Source organism: Kineococcus sp. R86509, assembly GCF_042466365.1.
Taxonomy (GTDB): domain Bacteria; phylum Actinomycetota; class Actinomycetes; order Actinomycetales; family Kineococcaceae; genus Kineococcus.
Genome location: NZ_JAXHCE010000001.1, coordinates 1797357 through 1811946, shown reverse-complemented (window position 1 = coordinate 1811946; position 14590 = coordinate 1797357). Strand labels below are relative to the sequence as shown.

General features: G+C 69.7%; 23 protein-coding genes. All 23 read left to right on the top strand.

All coding sequences use genetic code 11. The annotated features are described in order from the left end of the window. Window positions 1-22 precede the first annotated feature (22 nt). The 23 genes from rplN to rplM all read left to right on the top strand — a co-directional run bounded on the left by rplN (window position 23) and on the right by rplM (window position 14570). On the top strand, window positions 23-391 hold the full coding sequence (rplN, locus tag SJY07_RS08660) for a 50S ribosomal protein L14 (RefSeq protein ID WP_012084971.1): 369 nt from the start codon (window positions 23-25) through the stop codon (window positions 389-391). Between the two features lie 2 nt (window positions 392-393). Beyond that, window positions 394-765, top strand: a complete 372-nt coding sequence (gene rplX / locus SJY07_RS08655) for a 50S ribosomal protein L24 (protein WP_328294651.1) — start codon at window positions 394-396, stop codon at window positions 763-765. Continuing rightward, the gene (gene rplE / locus SJY07_RS08650; protein ID WP_328294652.1) at window positions 765-1334 is read left to right on the top strand and encodes a 50S ribosomal protein L5; all 570 of its coding nucleotides are present in this window, start codon (window positions 765-767) and stop codon (window positions 1332-1334) included. Before rplX ends, rplE begins: the two co-directional genes overlap by 1 nt. Window positions 1335-1336: 2 nt before the next feature. Further along, window positions 1337-1522: a type Z 30S ribosomal protein S14 gene (locus SJY07_RS08645; RefSeq protein ID WP_328294653.1), complete on the top strand. Its 186-nt coding sequence runs from the start codon at window positions 1337-1339 to the stop codon at window positions 1520-1522. A 106-nt stretch (window positions 1523-1628) separates the two neighbouring features. Next, on the top strand, window positions 1629-2027 hold the full coding sequence (gene rpsH, locus SJY07_RS08640) for a 30S ribosomal protein S8 (RefSeq protein ID WP_328294654.1): 399 nt from the start codon (window positions 1629-1631) through the stop codon (window positions 2025-2027). 13 nt (window positions 2028-2040) lie between these two features. Continuing rightward, window positions 2041-2580, top strand: a complete 540-nt coding sequence (gene rplF, locus SJY07_RS08635) for a 50S ribosomal protein L6 (RefSeq protein ID WP_328294655.1) — start codon at window positions 2041-2043, stop codon at window positions 2578-2580. Window positions 2581-2582: 2 nt separating this feature from the next. Then, window positions 2583-2960 (top strand): 50S ribosomal protein L18, encoded by a 378-nt coding sequence (gene rplR / locus SJY07_RS08630; RefSeq protein ID WP_328294656.1) that lies wholly within the window; start codon window positions 2583-2585, stop codon window positions 2958-2960. Window positions 2961-2991: 31 nt separating this feature from the next. Then, window positions 2992-3657 carry a 30S ribosomal protein S5 gene (gene rpsE, locus SJY07_RS08625; protein WP_380158426.1) on the top strand — a complete coding sequence of 222 codons (666 nt, stop codon included), beginning with the start codon at window positions 2992-2994 and terminating at the stop codon, window positions 3655-3657. Beyond that, entirely contained in the window at window positions 3657-3839 is a 183-nt protein-coding gene (rpmD, locus tag SJY07_RS08620; protein WP_012084962.1) for a 50S ribosomal protein L30, read from the top strand. Before rpsE ends, rpmD begins: the two co-directional genes overlap by 1 nt. Beyond that, entirely contained in the window at window positions 3839-4297 is a 459-nt protein-coding gene (rplO, locus tag SJY07_RS08615) for a 50S ribosomal protein L15 (protein WP_380158424.1), read from the top strand. Before rpmD ends, rplO begins: the two co-directional genes overlap by 1 nt. 198 nt (window positions 4298-4495) lie before the next feature. Next, window positions 4496-5797, top strand: a complete 1302-nt coding sequence (gene secY, locus SJY07_RS08610; RefSeq protein WP_328294657.1) for a preprotein translocase subunit SecY — start codon at window positions 4496-4498, stop codon at window positions 5795-5797. Then, on the top strand, window positions 5794-6366 hold the full coding sequence (locus tag SJY07_RS08605; protein ID WP_328294658.1) for an adenylate kinase: 573 nt from the start codon (window positions 5794-5796) through the stop codon (window positions 6364-6366). Before secY ends, SJY07_RS08605 begins: the two co-directional genes overlap by 4 nt. Window positions 6367-6378: 12 nt before the next feature. Beyond that, window positions 6379-7191 (top strand): type I methionyl aminopeptidase, encoded by an 813-nt coding sequence (gene map, locus SJY07_RS08600; RefSeq protein WP_328294659.1) that lies wholly within the window; start codon window positions 6379-6381, stop codon window positions 7189-7191. Window positions 7192-7428: 237 nt separating this feature from the next. After that, window positions 7429-7650, top strand: coding sequence for a translation initiation factor IF-1 (infA, locus tag SJY07_RS08595; protein WP_012084955.1), 222 nt, complete (start codon window positions 7429-7431; stop codon window positions 7648-7650). Window positions 7651-7711: 61 nt separating this feature from the next. After that, entirely contained in the window at window positions 7712-7825 is a 114-nt protein-coding gene (rpmJ, locus tag SJY07_RS08590; protein WP_106209588.1) for a 50S ribosomal protein L36, read from the top strand. 188 nt (window positions 7826-8013) lie between these two features. Continuing rightward, complete coding sequence (gene rpsM, locus SJY07_RS08585; protein WP_328294660.1) at window positions 8014-8394, top strand: 30S ribosomal protein S13; 381 nt, start codon at window positions 8014-8016, stop codon at window positions 8392-8394. 101 nt (window positions 8395-8495) lie between these two features. Beyond that, window positions 8496-8903 carry a 30S ribosomal protein S11 gene (gene rpsK / locus SJY07_RS08580; RefSeq protein ID WP_328294661.1) on the top strand — a complete coding sequence of 136 codons (408 nt, stop codon included), beginning with the start codon at window positions 8496-8498 and terminating at the stop codon, window positions 8901-8903. 142 nt (window positions 8904-9045) lie between these two features. Next, complete coding sequence (locus SJY07_RS08575) at window positions 9046-10059, top strand: DNA-directed RNA polymerase subunit alpha (protein WP_328294662.1); 1014 nt, start codon at window positions 9046-9048, stop codon at window positions 10057-10059. A 60-nt stretch (window positions 10060-10119) separates the two neighbouring features. Then, window positions 10120-10731: a 50S ribosomal protein L17 gene (gene rplQ / locus SJY07_RS08570; protein WP_380158417.1), complete on the top strand. Its 612-nt coding sequence runs from the start codon at window positions 10120-10122 to the stop codon at window positions 10729-10731. A 77-nt stretch (window positions 10732-10808) separates the two neighbouring features. Further along, the gene (locus SJY07_RS08565; protein WP_380158415.1) at window positions 10809-11642 is read left to right on the top strand and encodes a tRNA pseudouridine synthase A; all 834 of its coding nucleotides are present in this window, start codon (window positions 10809-10811) and stop codon (window positions 11640-11642) included. A gap of 51 nt (window positions 11643-11693) precedes the next feature. Continuing rightward, window positions 11694-12194 carry a histidine phosphatase family protein gene (locus SJY07_RS08560; RefSeq protein WP_328294664.1) on the top strand — a complete coding sequence of 167 codons (501 nt, stop codon included), beginning with the start codon at window positions 11694-11696 and terminating at the stop codon, window positions 12192-12194. A 25-nt stretch (window positions 12195-12219) separates the two neighbouring features. Then, window positions 12220-13923: an ATP-binding cassette domain-containing protein gene (locus SJY07_RS08555; RefSeq protein ID WP_328294665.1), complete on the top strand. Its 1704-nt coding sequence runs from the start codon at window positions 12220-12222 to the stop codon at window positions 13921-13923. 203 nt (window positions 13924-14126) lie between these two features. Then, window positions 14127-14570, top strand: a complete 444-nt coding sequence (rplM, locus tag SJY07_RS08550; RefSeq protein WP_328294666.1) for a 50S ribosomal protein L13 — start codon at window positions 14127-14129, stop codon at window positions 14568-14570. The last annotated feature ends 20 nt before the right edge of the window (window positions 14571-14590 follow it).

The window sequence follows — 14590 nt, the reverse complement described above, 5'->3', positions numbered from 1 at the left end:
CGGCGCGACGAAGGAGTAGAGAGTGATCCAGCAGGAGTCGCGGCTCAAGGTCGCCGACAACACGGGTGCCAAGGAGATCTTGTGCATCCGCGTGCTCGGTGGCTCCGGCCGCCGCTACGCCGGCATCGGTGACGTGATCGTGGCAACGGTCAAGGACGCCATCCCCGGTGGAAACGTCAAGAAGGGCGATGTGGTCAAGGCCGTCATCGTCCGTACCAAGAAGGAGCGTCGGCGCGCCGACGGTTCGTACATCCGATTCGACGAGAACGCTGCGGTGATCCTCCGCGCGGACGGCGACCCGCGTGGCACCCGAATCTTCGGGCCCGTCGGTCGTGAACTGCGCGAGAAGAAGTTCATGCGCATCATCTCGCTGGCGCCGGAGGTGCTCTGACCATGGGGAAGACCCGCATCAAGAAGGGTGACCTGGTCCAGGTCATCACCCGCGTTCGCGGTCGTCGCAACGAGGACGGGACCAAGACGTCCGACCTCGGCAAGCAGGGCAAGGTCCTGGACGTCAACGGGGAGACCCAGCGCGTCCTCGTCGAGGGTGTGAACCGCATCAAGCGTCACACCAAGGCTCGTCCGGGCACGGAGGGTGGCATCGTCGAGCGCGAGGCCCCCATCCACATCTCGAACGTGCAGCTCGTCGACCCGGAGACCAAGAAGCCGACCCGTGTGGGCATCCGCACGGAGCAGGTGGAACGCGACGGTCGCACCAAGACCAACCGCATCCGCGTCGCCAAGCGTTCCGGCAAGGACATCTGATGACCACGACGACTGAAACCCGTGCGTTGCCGCGTCTGAAGCAGCGCTACCGCGAAGAGATCAAGGGTCAGCTGCACGAGCAGTTCGCCTACCCGAACGTCATGCAGATCCCCGGCCTGGTCAAGGTCGTGGTGAACATGGGTGTCGGCGAGGCGGCTCGTGACTCCAAGCTCATCGACGGCGCTGTCCGCGACCTGACGGCCATCACCGGTCAGAAGCCGCAGGTCACCAAGGCCCGCAAGTCGATCGCGCAGTTCAAGCTGCGCGAGGGCATGCCGATCGGTTGCCACACCACGCTGCGGGGCGACCGCATGTGGGAGTTCCTCGACCGTCTGACGTCGCTGGCGCTCCCGCGCATCCGCGACTTCCGTGGTCTCTCGCCGAAGCAGTTCGACGGGAACGGCAACTACACCTTCGGTCTCAACGAGCAGTCCATGTTCCACGAGATCGACCAGGACAGGATCGACCGCGTCCGCGGTATGGACATCACGGTCGTGACGACGGCGAAGACCGACGACGAAGGCCGTGCGCTGCTGCGTGCTCTGGGCTTCCCGTTCAAGGAGAACTGACCGTGGCGAAGACCGCTCTGATCACCAAGGCCGCACGCAAGCCGAAGTTCAAGGTTCGTGGCTACACCCGTTGCCAGAAGTGCGGGCGTCCCCACGCCGTGTACAAGAAGTTCGGCCTGTGCCGAATCTGTGTGCGCGAGATGGCACACGCGGGCGAGCTGCCCGGTGTGACCAAGAGCAGCTGGTGAGTGGGATCGACCTGCTGGTGACTTCTGACATCATTTCGACGACGCCGAAGGTCCGGAGCGCACACCGCGCACCGGAAACCCCGGCGAGGAAGGGCGGACGAGCCCGATGACGATGACTGACCCCATCGCCGACATGTTGACGCGCTTGCGTAACGCCAACTCGGCGTACCACGACACCGTGTCCATGCCGTACAGCAAGCTGAAGTCGCACATCGCCGAGATCCTGCAGGCCGAGGGCTACATCGCCTCCTGGTCCGTGGAGGACGCCGAAGTCGGTAAGAAGCTGTCCATGGAGCTGAAGTTCGGCCCCAACCGCGAGCGTTCGATCGCCGGCCTGCGCCGTGTGAGCAAGCCCGGTCTCCGGGTGTACGCGAAGTCGACCAACCTGCCCCGCGTTCTGGGCGGCCTGGGCGTGGCGATCTTGTCCACCTCCTCGGGTCTCCTGACCGACAAGCAGGCCAACAAGAAGGGCGTGGGTGGGGAAGTCCTCGCCTACGTCTGGTGAGGGAGGAGGACTCATGTCGCGCATCGGTCGACTCCCGATCACCGTCCCCACGGGCGTGGACGTGACCATCGACGGCCTCGCCGTCACGGTCAAGGGCCCCAAGGGCGAGCTGAACCACACCATCGCGTCCCCGATCTCCGTCGAACGTGGCGAAGACGGCACGCTGCTGGTCAAGCGTCCGGACGACGAGCGCGTCTCGCGCTCGCTGCACGGACTCACCCGCACCCTGCTGGCCAACATGGTCGAGGGTGTGACGAAGGGCTACGAGAAGAAGCTCGAGATCGTCGGTACCGGTTACCGCGTGACGCCGAAGGGTTCGGACCTCGAGTTCGCCCTCGGCTTCAGCCACCCGGTCGTGGTGAAGGCTCCGGCCGGCATCACCTTCGCCGTCGAGAACAACACGCGCTTCTCCGTCGCCGGCATCGACAAGCAGCAGGTGGGCGAGATCGCCGCCAACATCCGCAAGCTGCGCAAGCCCGACCCCTACAAGGGCAAGGGCGTTCGCTACGCCGGCGAGCAGATCCGCCGCAAGGTCGGAAAGGCTGGTAAGTGACGATGGGTCTCTCCACTCAGCGCACCACGAAGGGCAAGGCGGCTTCGCTCAAGCGCCGTCACACCCGAGTGCGCAAGAAGGTCGTGGGCACCGCAGTGCGTCCGCGTCTCGTCGTCACCCGGTCCGCCCGGCACGTGTTCGTCCAGGTCATCGACGACGCACAGGGTCACACCCTCGCGTCGGCCTCGACCATGGAGACGGACCTGCGCGCGAGCAGCGACGACAAGTCGGCCAAGGCGAAGGCTGTCGGCGTCCTCGTCGGCGAGCGGGCCAAGGCGGCCGGCATCGAAGCCGTGGTCTTCGACCGCGGTGGGAACCGGTACGCGGGTCGAGTCGCGGCCATCGCCGACGGCGCCCGGGAAGCCGGGTTGGCCCTGTGACCCGAGCACTCGAAGAGATGAGGAACGTCTGATGCCTGGACCCCAGCGCCGAGGCGCCGGTGGCGCCGGTGCGGCCGGCGGCAACAACGACAACCGTGGTGGCGGCAGCGGCGACAACCGCGGCCGTCGCGACAACGCCGGTGGCGGTCGCGATCGCGGACAGGGTGGTGCGGGCGACCGCAGCAACTTCGTCGAGCGCGTCGTGACCATCAACCGCGTCGCCAAGGTCGTCAAGGGCGGCCGTCGCTTCAGCTTCACGGCCCTCGTGGTCGTGGGTGACGGCGACGGAACCGTCGGTGTCGGCTACGGCAAGGCCAAGGAGGTGCCCGCGGCGATCGCCAAGGGTGTCGAAGAGGCCAAGAAGAACTTCTTCCGCGTCCCACGGATCCAGGGGACCATCCCGCACCCCATCCAGGGTGAGAAGGCGGCCGGCGTGGTCATGCTGCGCCCGGCTTCCCCGGGTACCGGCGTCATCGCCGGTGGTCCCGTCCGCGCGGTGCTCGAGTGCGCGGGTATCCACGACGTCCTGTCGAAGTCCCTCGGCAGCAGCAACGCCATCAACATCGTGCACGCGACGATCGAGGCCCTCCGTGGCCTCGAGCGTCCCGAGCAGGTGGCGGCGCGTCGTGGTCTGCCCGTCGAGCACGTCGCCCCGGTCGCGCTGCTGCGCGCCCAGGCTGCGGGGGTGACCTCCTGATGGCTCGTCTCAAGGTGACCCAGATCAACTCGGGCATCGGCCGCAAGCAGAACCAGCGCGAGACGCTGCGCAGCCTCGGCCTGCACAAGATCGGGCAGTCGGTCGTCAAGGACGACAAGCCCGAGTTCCGCGGGATGGTCAACACCGTCTCGCACCTCGTGACCGTGGAGGAGGTCGACTGATGGCCAACCAGGGTGAACACGTCCTGAAGCTGCACCACCTGCGTCCGGCTCCGGGTTCGAACACCGCCAAGACCCGTGTGGGTCGCGGTGAGGGCAGCAAGGGCAAGACCGCCGGTCGTGGGACCAAGGGCACCAAGGCTCGTTACTCGGTGCCCGAGGCCTTCGAGGGCGGCCAGATGCCCCTGCACATGCGCCTGCCGAAGCTGCGCGGGTTCAAGAACCCGTTCCGCGTCGAGTACCAGGTCGTCAACCTCGACAAGCTCGGCTCCCTCTTCCCCGAGGGCGGCACCATCGGTGTCGACGAGCTCGTCGCCAGTGGCGCGGTCCGCAAGGGCCAGCTCGTCAAGGTGCTGGGCACGGGGGAGATCTCCGTGGCTCTGCAGGTGACGGCCGACAAGTTCTCGACGTCGGCGGCCGAGAAGATCGCGGCTGCGGGCGGTTCCACCACCGTTCGCTGACCCAGCGACGACACAGCCCACGCGGCGGTAGCGACGAGTGATCGTCCGCTACCGCCGCGTGTGCGTTTGTGGCGGGGTAGGGTCCTCTGTGGGCTGCGTGCGTGCGACGTGTCGCACGTCCGGCCCAACCGTCCGATCTGTCAGTGACGAACCCGCCCTCCCCGCGCACCGCGGGGGAGTGCGGTGCAGGAGGTTGTAGTGCTCACCGCAATCGGTCGCGCCTTCCGGACGCCCGACCTGCGCCGCAAGCTGCTCTTCACGCTGGGGATCATCGTGCTGGTGCGGCTCGGCTCGTTCGTCCCGGCCCCAGGGGTCTCCTACAGCGCCGTCCAGTCGTGCATCAAGGCGTCGCAGTCGGGCAACGACCTGCTGGGCCTGGTGAACCTGTTCTCCGGCGGCGCGCTGCTGCAGCTGAGCATCTTCGCGCTCGGGATCATGCCGTACATCACAGCGAGCATCATCATCCAGCTCCTGACGGTGGTCATCCCGCGCTTCGAGGACCTCAAGAAGGAGGGCCAGCAGGGGACGACCAAGCTCACGCAGTACACGCGGTACCTGACGATCGGTCTCGCGGTCCTGCAGTCGACCACCTACGTGACCATCGCCAAGGACCCCTCGCGGCTCTTCGGCACGGCGTGCAACGCCCAGGTCCTCCCCGACCAGAGCGTCCAGACGATCGTGCTGATGGTCATGACCATGACCGCCGGCACCGGCCTGATCATGTGGATGGGTGAGCTCGTCACCGAGCGCGGCATCGGCAACGGCATGTCCCTGCTGATCTTCGCCCAGATCGCCGCGGGCTTCCCCTCCGCGCTCTGGGGCATCCAGAACCAGCAGGGCTGGGGCACCTTCGTCGCGGTCCTCGCGATCATCGTCGTGGTGGTCGCCCTCGTCGTGGCCGTCGAGCAGTCCCAGCGCCGGGTGCCCGTCCAGTACGCCAAACGGATGATCGGCCGCCGCATGTACGGGGGCACCTCGACCTACATCCCGCTCAAGGTCAACATGGCCGGCGTCATCCCGGTGATCTTCGCGTCGTCGCTGCTGTACCTGCCGGCGCTGGTGGGCCAGTTCAGCGACCCGAACGCGGGCTGGGTCATCTGGATCAACGACAACCTGACCAAGGGTGACCACCCGCTGTACATGGTCACGTACTTCCTGCTCATCATCTTCTTCGCGTACTTCTACGTCGCGATCACGTTCAACCCGGACGAGGTCGCCGAGAACATGCGCAAGTACGGCGGTTTCATCCCCGGGGTGCGCGCCGGACGGCCCACCGCCGAGTACCTGGACTACATCCTCACCCGCATCACCCTGCCAGGATCGCTGTACCTGGGACTGATCGCCCTGCTCCCGCTCATCGCTATCGTGCTCTTCAACGCCAGCACGAACCTGCCCTTCGGGGGCACGTCGATCCTGATCATCGTCGGGGTCGGGCTCGAGACGGTGAAGCAGATCGAGTCCCAGCTCCAACAGCGCAACTACGAAGGGTTCTTGCGATGACTCGTCTCGTCCTCCTCGGTCCGCCGGGTGCCGGCAAGGGCACCCAGGCCAAGCTCCTCTCCGCCCGCCTGGGGGTGCCGGCCATCTCCACCGGCGACATCTTCCGGACCCACGTCGCGGAGCAGACCGAACTGGGCAAGACCGTCCAGGAGTACCTGGACGCCGGCAAGTACGTGCCGGACACCGTGACCAACGCGATGGTCCACGACCGCCTCGAGCAGCCCGACGCCACCGAGGGCTTCATCCTCGACGGCTACCCCCGCACGACGGACCAGGTCCGCGAGCTCGACGAGATGCTCTCCGGGTTCGGCGTGAAGCTCGAGCACGTGCTCGAGATCACCGCGGACACCGACGAGCTCGTCCGTCGGCTGACGCACCGCGCGCTGGAGCAGGGGCGCAGCGACGACACCGAAGAGGTCGTCCGCACCCGCCAGCAGGTCTACCTGGACCAGACGGCGCCCCTCGTGAAGGTCTACTCCGACCGCGGGCTGCTGCGCAGCGTCGACGGCCTCGGCGGGATCGCCGAGGTCACCTCGCGCCTGGTCGCCGCCCTCGGCCTCCCGAACTGACGCGCCGCCACCGTGCTCGGACGTGAACGGGTCGAGATCAAGACCCCCGAACAGATCCAGAAGATGCGTGCGGCGGGGCTGCTGACGTCCGCGGCCCTGGAGTCGGTGCGGGCCGCCCTGCGGCCCGGGATCACTCCGAAGGAGCTGGACGCCATCGGCGCGGAGGTCATCCACGCGGGTGGTGGGACGTCCAACTTCCTCGGTTACCACGGCTACCCGGCCACGCTCTGCATCTCGGTCAACGAGGTCGTCGTGCACGGGATCCCCGGCGACACCCCGCTCGTGGCGGGCGACGTCGTCTCGATCGACGGGGGAGCGGTGGTCGACGGCTGGCACGGCGACTCCGCCTTCACCGCGATCGTGGGTGAGCCGGACGACGCCGGCGACGCGGAACTGGTCGAGATCACCCGTCAGGCGCTCTGGGCGGGCATCGCAGCCCTCGACGCACGCGGGAGGGTCGGCGACGTCGGCGCGGCCGTGGAGGACGCCGTGGACGGCCGCCTGGGCATCGTCGACGGCTACACCGGCCACGGGATCGGCACGGCCATGCACATGGCGCCCGACGTCCTGAACTACCGGGTCCGCGAGAAGGGCCCCAAGGTCCGTCCCGGCATGGTGCTGGCCATCGAGCCGATGTGCACCCGTGGGGGGATCGAGACCGACGTCCTGCCGGACGACTGGACCGTGGTCACCTCCGACGGCACCCGCGCCGCGCACTGGGAGCACACCGTGGCCGTCCTCGACGAGGGCCTCTGGGTGCTGACCGCACCCGACGGGGGCGCCTCGGAGCTCGCGGCGTTCGGGGTCCAGGTCCCTTCCGCCTGACCCCGCCAGGGGCTGCGGCGCCGCCCCCCGCGGTCGGGTGCTGGAGCCGGCGCGCAGCGCCGGACGCGTCTTGTGTTGCGCCCCAGCCCACTTCAGCGGCATCATCGCCCGATTTCGTCTCAGGCGCGCCGTCACGTAAGCTTGCCCGTCGGTCCGCCATGCCTCCTCGTTCGCACGTTCTGTGCTCACGAGGGCCGGGCTGATCCCGAACCGACACTTGATGGAAAAGCGGAGGACATGCCGAAGAAGGACGGCGTCATCGAGATCGAAGGCACCGTGATCGAGGCCCTGCCGAACGCGATGTTTCGCGTCGAGCTGAGCAACGGTCACAAGGTGCTCGCCCACATCTCGGGGAAGATGCGCCAGCACTACATCCGCATCCTCCCGGAGGACCGGGTGGTCGTCGAGCTCAGCCCCTACGACCTGTCCCGCGGGCGCATCGTCTACCGCTACAAGTGACCCACCCACTGGCCGCCGATCCCCGCTCCGCGCGGGCGGGGTCAGCACGACCGGAGAAGCGATGAAGGTCAAGCCGAGCGTCAAGAAGATCTGCGACAAGTGCAAGGTGATCCGCCGTCACGGTCGGGTCATGATCATCTGCGACAACCTGCGTCACAAGCAGCGTCAGGGCTGAGCTCCGGCTCACCCAGCAGTCGATCCACGGAAAGGCCACCGCACGCAGACGGTGGCACCCAGCGCAGGACCCTCCGACCGCAGCACGAGCCGCGGTCGGTGACACCCCCGGTCGGAGGCCGGGGACCCGCAGGAGACGGCGGGGCAGGTCCTGCACCAGACCTCCGCGACAGATAGGGACCATCCCGCATGGCACGTCTCGTCGGCGTCGACCTCCCCCGCGAAAAGCGGCTGGAGATCGCGCTCACGTACATCTACGGCGTCGGTCGCACGCGAGCCCAGGAAACCCTGGCCGCGACGGGCGTGAGTCCGGACCTGCGCGTCCGCGACCTCACGGACGACGACCTGGTCGCGCTCCGCGACCACATCGAGGGCAACTACCGCGTCGAGGGTGACCTCCGCCGCGAGGTGGCCGCCGACATCCGCCGCAAGGTGGAGATCGGTTGCTACCAGGGCCTGCGGCACCGCCGCGGTCTGCCCGTCCGCGGGCAGCGCACCAAGACCAACGCGCGCACCCGCAAGGGCCCGAAGCGCACCGTGGCCGGCAAGAAGAAGGCCGGTCGCAAGTAACCGTCGCAGTCTGACGGCGCGGTCCGCCAGCGGGCCGCCTCGCGAACCCACGGGTTCGCCCTCGATCTCAGTCGCCGCAGTACACCAGGAGCCCGGAGAGCATGCCTCCCAAGAGCCGTACGGCCACGGCGACGCGCAAGCCGCGTCGCAAGGAGAAGAAGAACGTCGCGCACGGTCACGCGCACATCAAGTCGACGTTCAACAACACGATCGTCTCGATCACCGACCCGACGGGCGCGGTCATCGCGTGGGCGTCGGCCGGTCAGGTCGGGTTCAAGGGGTCCCGCAAGTCGACCCCGTTCGCTGCGCAGATGGCCGCCGAGGCGGCCGCGCGTCGTGCGCAGGAGCACGGCATGCGCAAGGTCGACGTCTTCGTCAAGGGACCGGGTTCCGGCCGCGAGACCGCGATCCGTTCCCTCCAGGCCACCGGCCTGGAGGTCGGCGCGATCCAGGACGTCACCCCCAGCCCGCACAACGGCTGCCGGCCGCCCAAGCGTCGGCGCGTCTGACGTCGGTGCGGTCCCGCAGGCCCAGGCCTGCGGGACCCACCTGATCGGACCAGTTCTCTGATCGAGTCAGACCCCGTCGGCGGACCGATGCTGACGGGCGTGCGGGGCGTCATATGGCGGACGCCCGCGGGAAGGAACCTCCGTGCTGATCGCACAGCGCCCCACCCTCACCGAGGACGTCGTCGACGAGTACCGCTCGCGCTTCGTCATCGAACCCCTCGAACCCGGCTTCGGGTACACCCTCGGCAACTCGCTGCGCCGCACGCTGCTGTCGTCCATCCCGGGCGCGGCCGTGACGAGCCTGCGGATCGACGGTGTGCTCCACGAGTTCACCTCCGTGCCGGGGGTCAAGGAGGACGTCACCGAGATCGTCCTCAACGTCAAGAACCTCGTGGTCTCCTCGGAGCACGACGAACCCGTCGTGATGTACCTGCGCAAGCAGGGGCCGGGCGCGGTCACCGCGGCCGACATCGCCCCGCCCGCGGGGGTCGAGGTCCACAACCCCGACCTGCACATCGCGACGCTCAACGGCAAGGGCAAGCTCGAGCTGGAGCTGACGGTCGAACGCGGCCGCGGCTACGTCTCGGCGGCGCAGAACAAGACGGGTGAGCAGGAGATCGGCCGCATCCCGGTCGACTCGATCTACTCCCCCGTCCTGAAGGTGACGTACAAGGTCGAGGCGACCCGCGTCGAGCAGCGGACGGACTTCGACCGTCTCGTCGTCGACGTCGAGACCAAGCACGCCATCACCCCGCGCGACGCCGTGGCGTCCGCGGGCAAGACGCTGACCGAGCTGTTCGGTCTGGCCCGTGAGCTCAACGTCGAGGCCGAAGGCATCGACATGGGTCCCTCGCCGACCGACGCCGCGCTGGCGGCGGACCTCGCGCTGGAGATCGAGGCGCTGGACCTCACCGTCCGGTCCTACAACTGCCTCAAGCGCGAGGGCATCCACACCGTCGGGGAACTGGTCTCGCGCAGCGAGGCCGACCTGCTCGACATCCGCAACTTCGGGCAGAAGTCCATCGACGAGGTGAAGGCCAAGCTGGTCGGCATGGGCCTGCACCTCAAGGACTCCCCGCCCGGGTTCGACCCGAGCGCCGTCGTCAACGACTTCGAGGACGACGACGCGTCGTTCGCCGAGGACGAGCAGCTCTGACCGTCCGTCGCCCCTCCCCCCGCTGACGCGGGGGAGGGGTAAAACCGAGGAGACAACAACATGCCCACCCCCACCAAGGGTCCGCGGCTCGGCGGCGGGCCGGCCCACGAGAAGCTGATCATCGCCAACCTGGCGACGGCCCTCTTCGAGCACCGCAGCATCACCACCACCGAGGCCAAGGCCAAGCGGATGCGTCCGTACGCCGAACGTCTGATCACCTTCGCGAAGAAGGGTGACCTGGCGGCCCGCCGCGAGGTCATGAAGACGATCCGCGACAAGTCCGTCGTGCACTTCCTCTTCACCGAGATCGCGCCGGCCATGGCCGAGCGCAACGGTGGGTACACCCGCATCGTCAAGATCGGGCCCCGCAAGGGCGACAACGCCCCCATGGCGGTGATCCAGCTCGTCATGGAGCCGGTCAGCGCCAAGCAGGGTGTCGTCCGCGAGGCGGAGCGCGCCGCCGCGGCGACCGCTCCGGCGGCCGACGAGGTCGTCGTCGGTGACGAGGCCCCCGCGGCCGAGTCCACCGACGCGAACCAGGTCGAGGCCGGCAGCGTGGACCAGCCCGACACCCTCCCCGACGCGGACGCCCCGGCGACCGCTGACGAGGGTGTCGAGGTCGACGCCGCCGAGGCCGACCCGAGCGACGAGAACACGAAGGACCAGGCCTGAGCGCCTCCCTTCACCCCGACGAGCCCGTCCTCCCCGACACCGGGGAGGGCGGGCTCGTCCGCGTTCCCCCCGGCGTCGTGCGGGTGCGACTGGACCTCGGCTACGACGGCACCGCCTTCTCCGGCTGGGCCGAGCAGCCGGGGTTGCGCACCGTCCAGGGCGAGCTGATCGCCGGGCTGGCCCGGGTCCTGCGCCTGGACCCCGCCCCCCGGCTCACCGTGGCGGGGCGCACCGACGCCGGGGTGCACGCGAACGGCCAGGTGGCCCACGTCGACGTCCCACGCGCCCGCTGGGACGCCGTCCCGGGCCGGTCGGGCACGGAGCCCGCAGCGGCCCTCGTGCGGCGCCTGGCGGGCGTCCTGCCGCCCGACGTGCGGGTGCACCGGGCCGGGCTCGCCCCCGAGGGTTTCGACGCCCGCTTCAGCGCCCTGCGCCGCCGCTACGCGTACCGCGTCTGCGACGACCCAGCGGGGCTCCCGCCGTTGCGGCGCTTCGACGTCCTGCACCACCGCCGCCCCCTCGACCTGGGCGCGATGGACCTCGCGGCGCGCAGCCTCGTCGGCCTGCGCGAGTTCGCCGCGTTCTGCCGGCCCCGGGAGGGCGCCACGACCGTGCGGACCCTGCTGGCGTACTCGTGGACCCGGGACGGTGACGGTCTGCTCGTGGCCGACGTGCAGGCGGACGCCTTCTGCCACTCGATGGTGCGCGCCCTCGTCGGCGCCGCGCTGGCCGTGGGTGACGGCCGTCGCGACGTCGCCTGGCCCCGGCTGGTGCAGGACGCCGCGGTGCGCGACCCCACCGTCGCGGTCGTCGCAGCGCAGGGACTGACCCTCGAGGAGGTCGTCTACCCCGCCGACGGGGACCTGGCCGCGCGCGCCCACGAGGCCCGTGCGGTGCGCACGCTCCCCTGAGCGGGTGGCCCGGGCGGCGCGCCCGGGTGGTCGTGGGGCAGGGTGGTGGGTGTGCCCACGCTCGTCGTCGTCCGCCACGCGAAGGCCGATTCGCCGGTAGGACTCCAGGACATCGCCCGCCCCCTCGCCGAACGGGGGAAGGCGGACGCCGTCGAGGCCGGTCGGTGGCTCGCGGAGAACGTCGGTGGCTGCGACCTGCTGCTGACCTCGCCCGCCCGCCGGACCGAGGAGACCACCGCGCGCCTGCTGGACGGGTGGGGCGTCGCTCCGGTCGTCGTCGACGAGGAGCGGCTCTACGAGGCCTCGCTCGGTGACCTGCTGCGCATCGTGCGGGGTCTGGACACCGACCGCCCCGACGCGACCGTCGTGATCGTCGCGCACAACCCCGGCGTGAGCTCCCTCGTCGAGGCCCTCACCGGTGAGGTGAGCCAGCTGCGCACCGGGGGCATCGCCGTCGTCGCGGTGCAGGGGGAGTGGGCCGACGCGGACACCACCAGCTGCAGCCTGACCCACCAGCACACCGCCCGCGCGGAAACCGGCGGCGAGCACTAGCCACCGCACGGCAGACTGGTCGCCCGTGGCGGGATCTGGGAACAGCGGTGGGCACGTCGACGTCTCGGGGGTCGGGCACGAACTGCCGGACGGGCGCCCCCTCCTCGACGGGGTGTCGTTCCGCGTCGCCGACGGGTCGACGACCGCGCTGATCGGTCCCAACGGCACCGGCAAGACCACCCTGCTGCGGCTCATCGCCGGGGACGAACCGGTGCAGGAGGGCGCGATCGCCCGCAGCGGCGGGCTCGGCGTGATGCGTCAGTTCGTCGGTTCCGTCCGCGACGAGACCTCGGTGGCCGAACTCCTCGTCTCCGTCGCCCCCGAGGCCCTGCGCCGAGCGTTCGCGGCCGTCGAGACCGCCGAGACCGCGATGGTCGAGGAGGAGTCGGAGAAGTCCCAGATGCGCTACGCGCAGGCCCTGGCCGACTTCGGTGACGCCGGCGGGTACGAGCAGGAGGTCCTCTGGGACGAGTGCACCTCGGCTGCGCTGGGGATGTCGTTCGAGGCCTGCCGGTACCGGCCGGTGCGGACGCTCTCCGGCGGGGAGCAGAAGCGCCTCGTCCTGGAGGCGTTGCTGCGCGGACCCGAGGGCGTCCTGCTGCTCGACGAACCCGACAACTACCTCGACGTCCCCGGCAAGCGCTGGCTGGAGGAACAGCTCCGCGCCACGACGAAGTCGGTGCTGCTGGTGAGCCACGACCGGGAACTGCTCTCCGCTGCGGCGGAACGCATCGTGACGCTGGAACCCGGTGCGCTGGGTGCGGTCTCCTGGACCCACGGGGGTTCCTTCGCCGACTACGGCGCGGCCCGCCAGGCCCGCGGGGAACGGCTGGAGGAACTCCGGCGGCGCTGGGACGAGGAACGCGTCAAGCTCCGCACCCTCGTCGTGACCCTGCGGGAGAAGTCGAAGTTCAACGACGGCATGGCCTCGCGCTACGCCGCCGCCCAGACCCGGCTCGCGAAGTTCGAGGAGGCCGGTCCGCCGCAGGCGCCCCCGGCGGCCCAGGACGTCCGGATGCGGTTGCAGGGCGGGCGGACCGGCAAGCGCGCCGTGGTCGTGGAGGGCCTGGAGCTGACGGGCCTCATGAAGCCCTTCGACGCCGAGCTGTGGCTGGGGGACCGGGTCGCGGTCCTCGGGGCGAACGGTTCCGGCAAGTCGCACTTCCTGCGGTTGCTGGCCGCCGGCGGCTCCGACCCCGACGCCGAGCACCGCCCGGTGGACGAGCACGTCCCCGACCCCGTCGCGCACCGCGGTTCCGCACGCCTCGGGGCGCGGGTGCGGCCGGGGTGGTTCGCCCAGACCCACGAGCAGCCCTCGCTGGTCGGCAAGACCCTGCTGGACGTCCTGCACCGCGGAAACTCCCACCGCTCCGGCCTGGACCGCGAGGCGGCCTCGCGGGCGCTGGACCGCTACGGCCTGGCCGAGGCCGCGGAACAGCGCTTCGAGCACCTCTCCGGGGGTCAGCAGGCCCGGTTGCAGATCCTGCTGCTGGAGCTGTCCGGGGCGACGCTGCTGCTGCTGGACGAACCGACCGACAACCTCGACCTGCACTCCGCGGAGGCGCTGGAGCAGGCGCTGGGGGTCTTCGAGGGGACGGTCGTGGCCGTCACCCACGATCGCTGGTTCGCCCGCGGTTTCGACCGCTTCCTGCTCTTCGGCGAGGACGGCCGGGTCGTGGAGACACCAGAGCCCGTGTGGGACGTCAGCCGGGTCGAACGGGCGCGCTGACCACGCGTCGACCACGCGCTGACCCCGCGCCGACCACGGCCGCGGCGGAGCCGTTTTGACCCGCGGCGTGGACGACAGGTACCGTCGGGAGTCGTTGTGCCCACGCAGTGCCTGCCGTCAGCGCCCGGTCTCATGACCTGCGCGCTGCAGGATCTCGAGCGCGGGCCGGTCCGCAATTCGTCTCGAGGAGATGGGCAACCCCCGTGCGCACGTTCACCCCGAAGCCAGGCGACATCGATCACCGCTGGCTCGTCATCGACGCGGAGGACGTCGTGCTGGGCCGCCTCGCGGTGCAGACCGCGACGCTCCTGCGCGGCAAGCACAAGGCGACCTACGCGCCGCACGTCGACGGTGGCGACTTCGTCATCATCGTCAACGCCGCCAAGGTGGCCCTCACCGGCTCCAAGCGCGAGCAGAAGGTCGCCTACCGCCACTCGGGCTACCCGGGCGGTCTGAAGGCCACCAGCTACGTCGACCTGCTGGAGAAGAACCCGGAGAAGGCCGTCGAGAAGGCCATCCGCGGCATGATCCCCCGGAACTCCCTCGGTCGTCAGGTCATGAGCAAGCTCAAGGTCTACGCCGGCCCGGAGCACCCGCACGCGGCTCAGCAGCCCGTGCCGTACACGATCCACCAGGTCGCGCAGTGAGCCGCGGCAGTCACACCGCC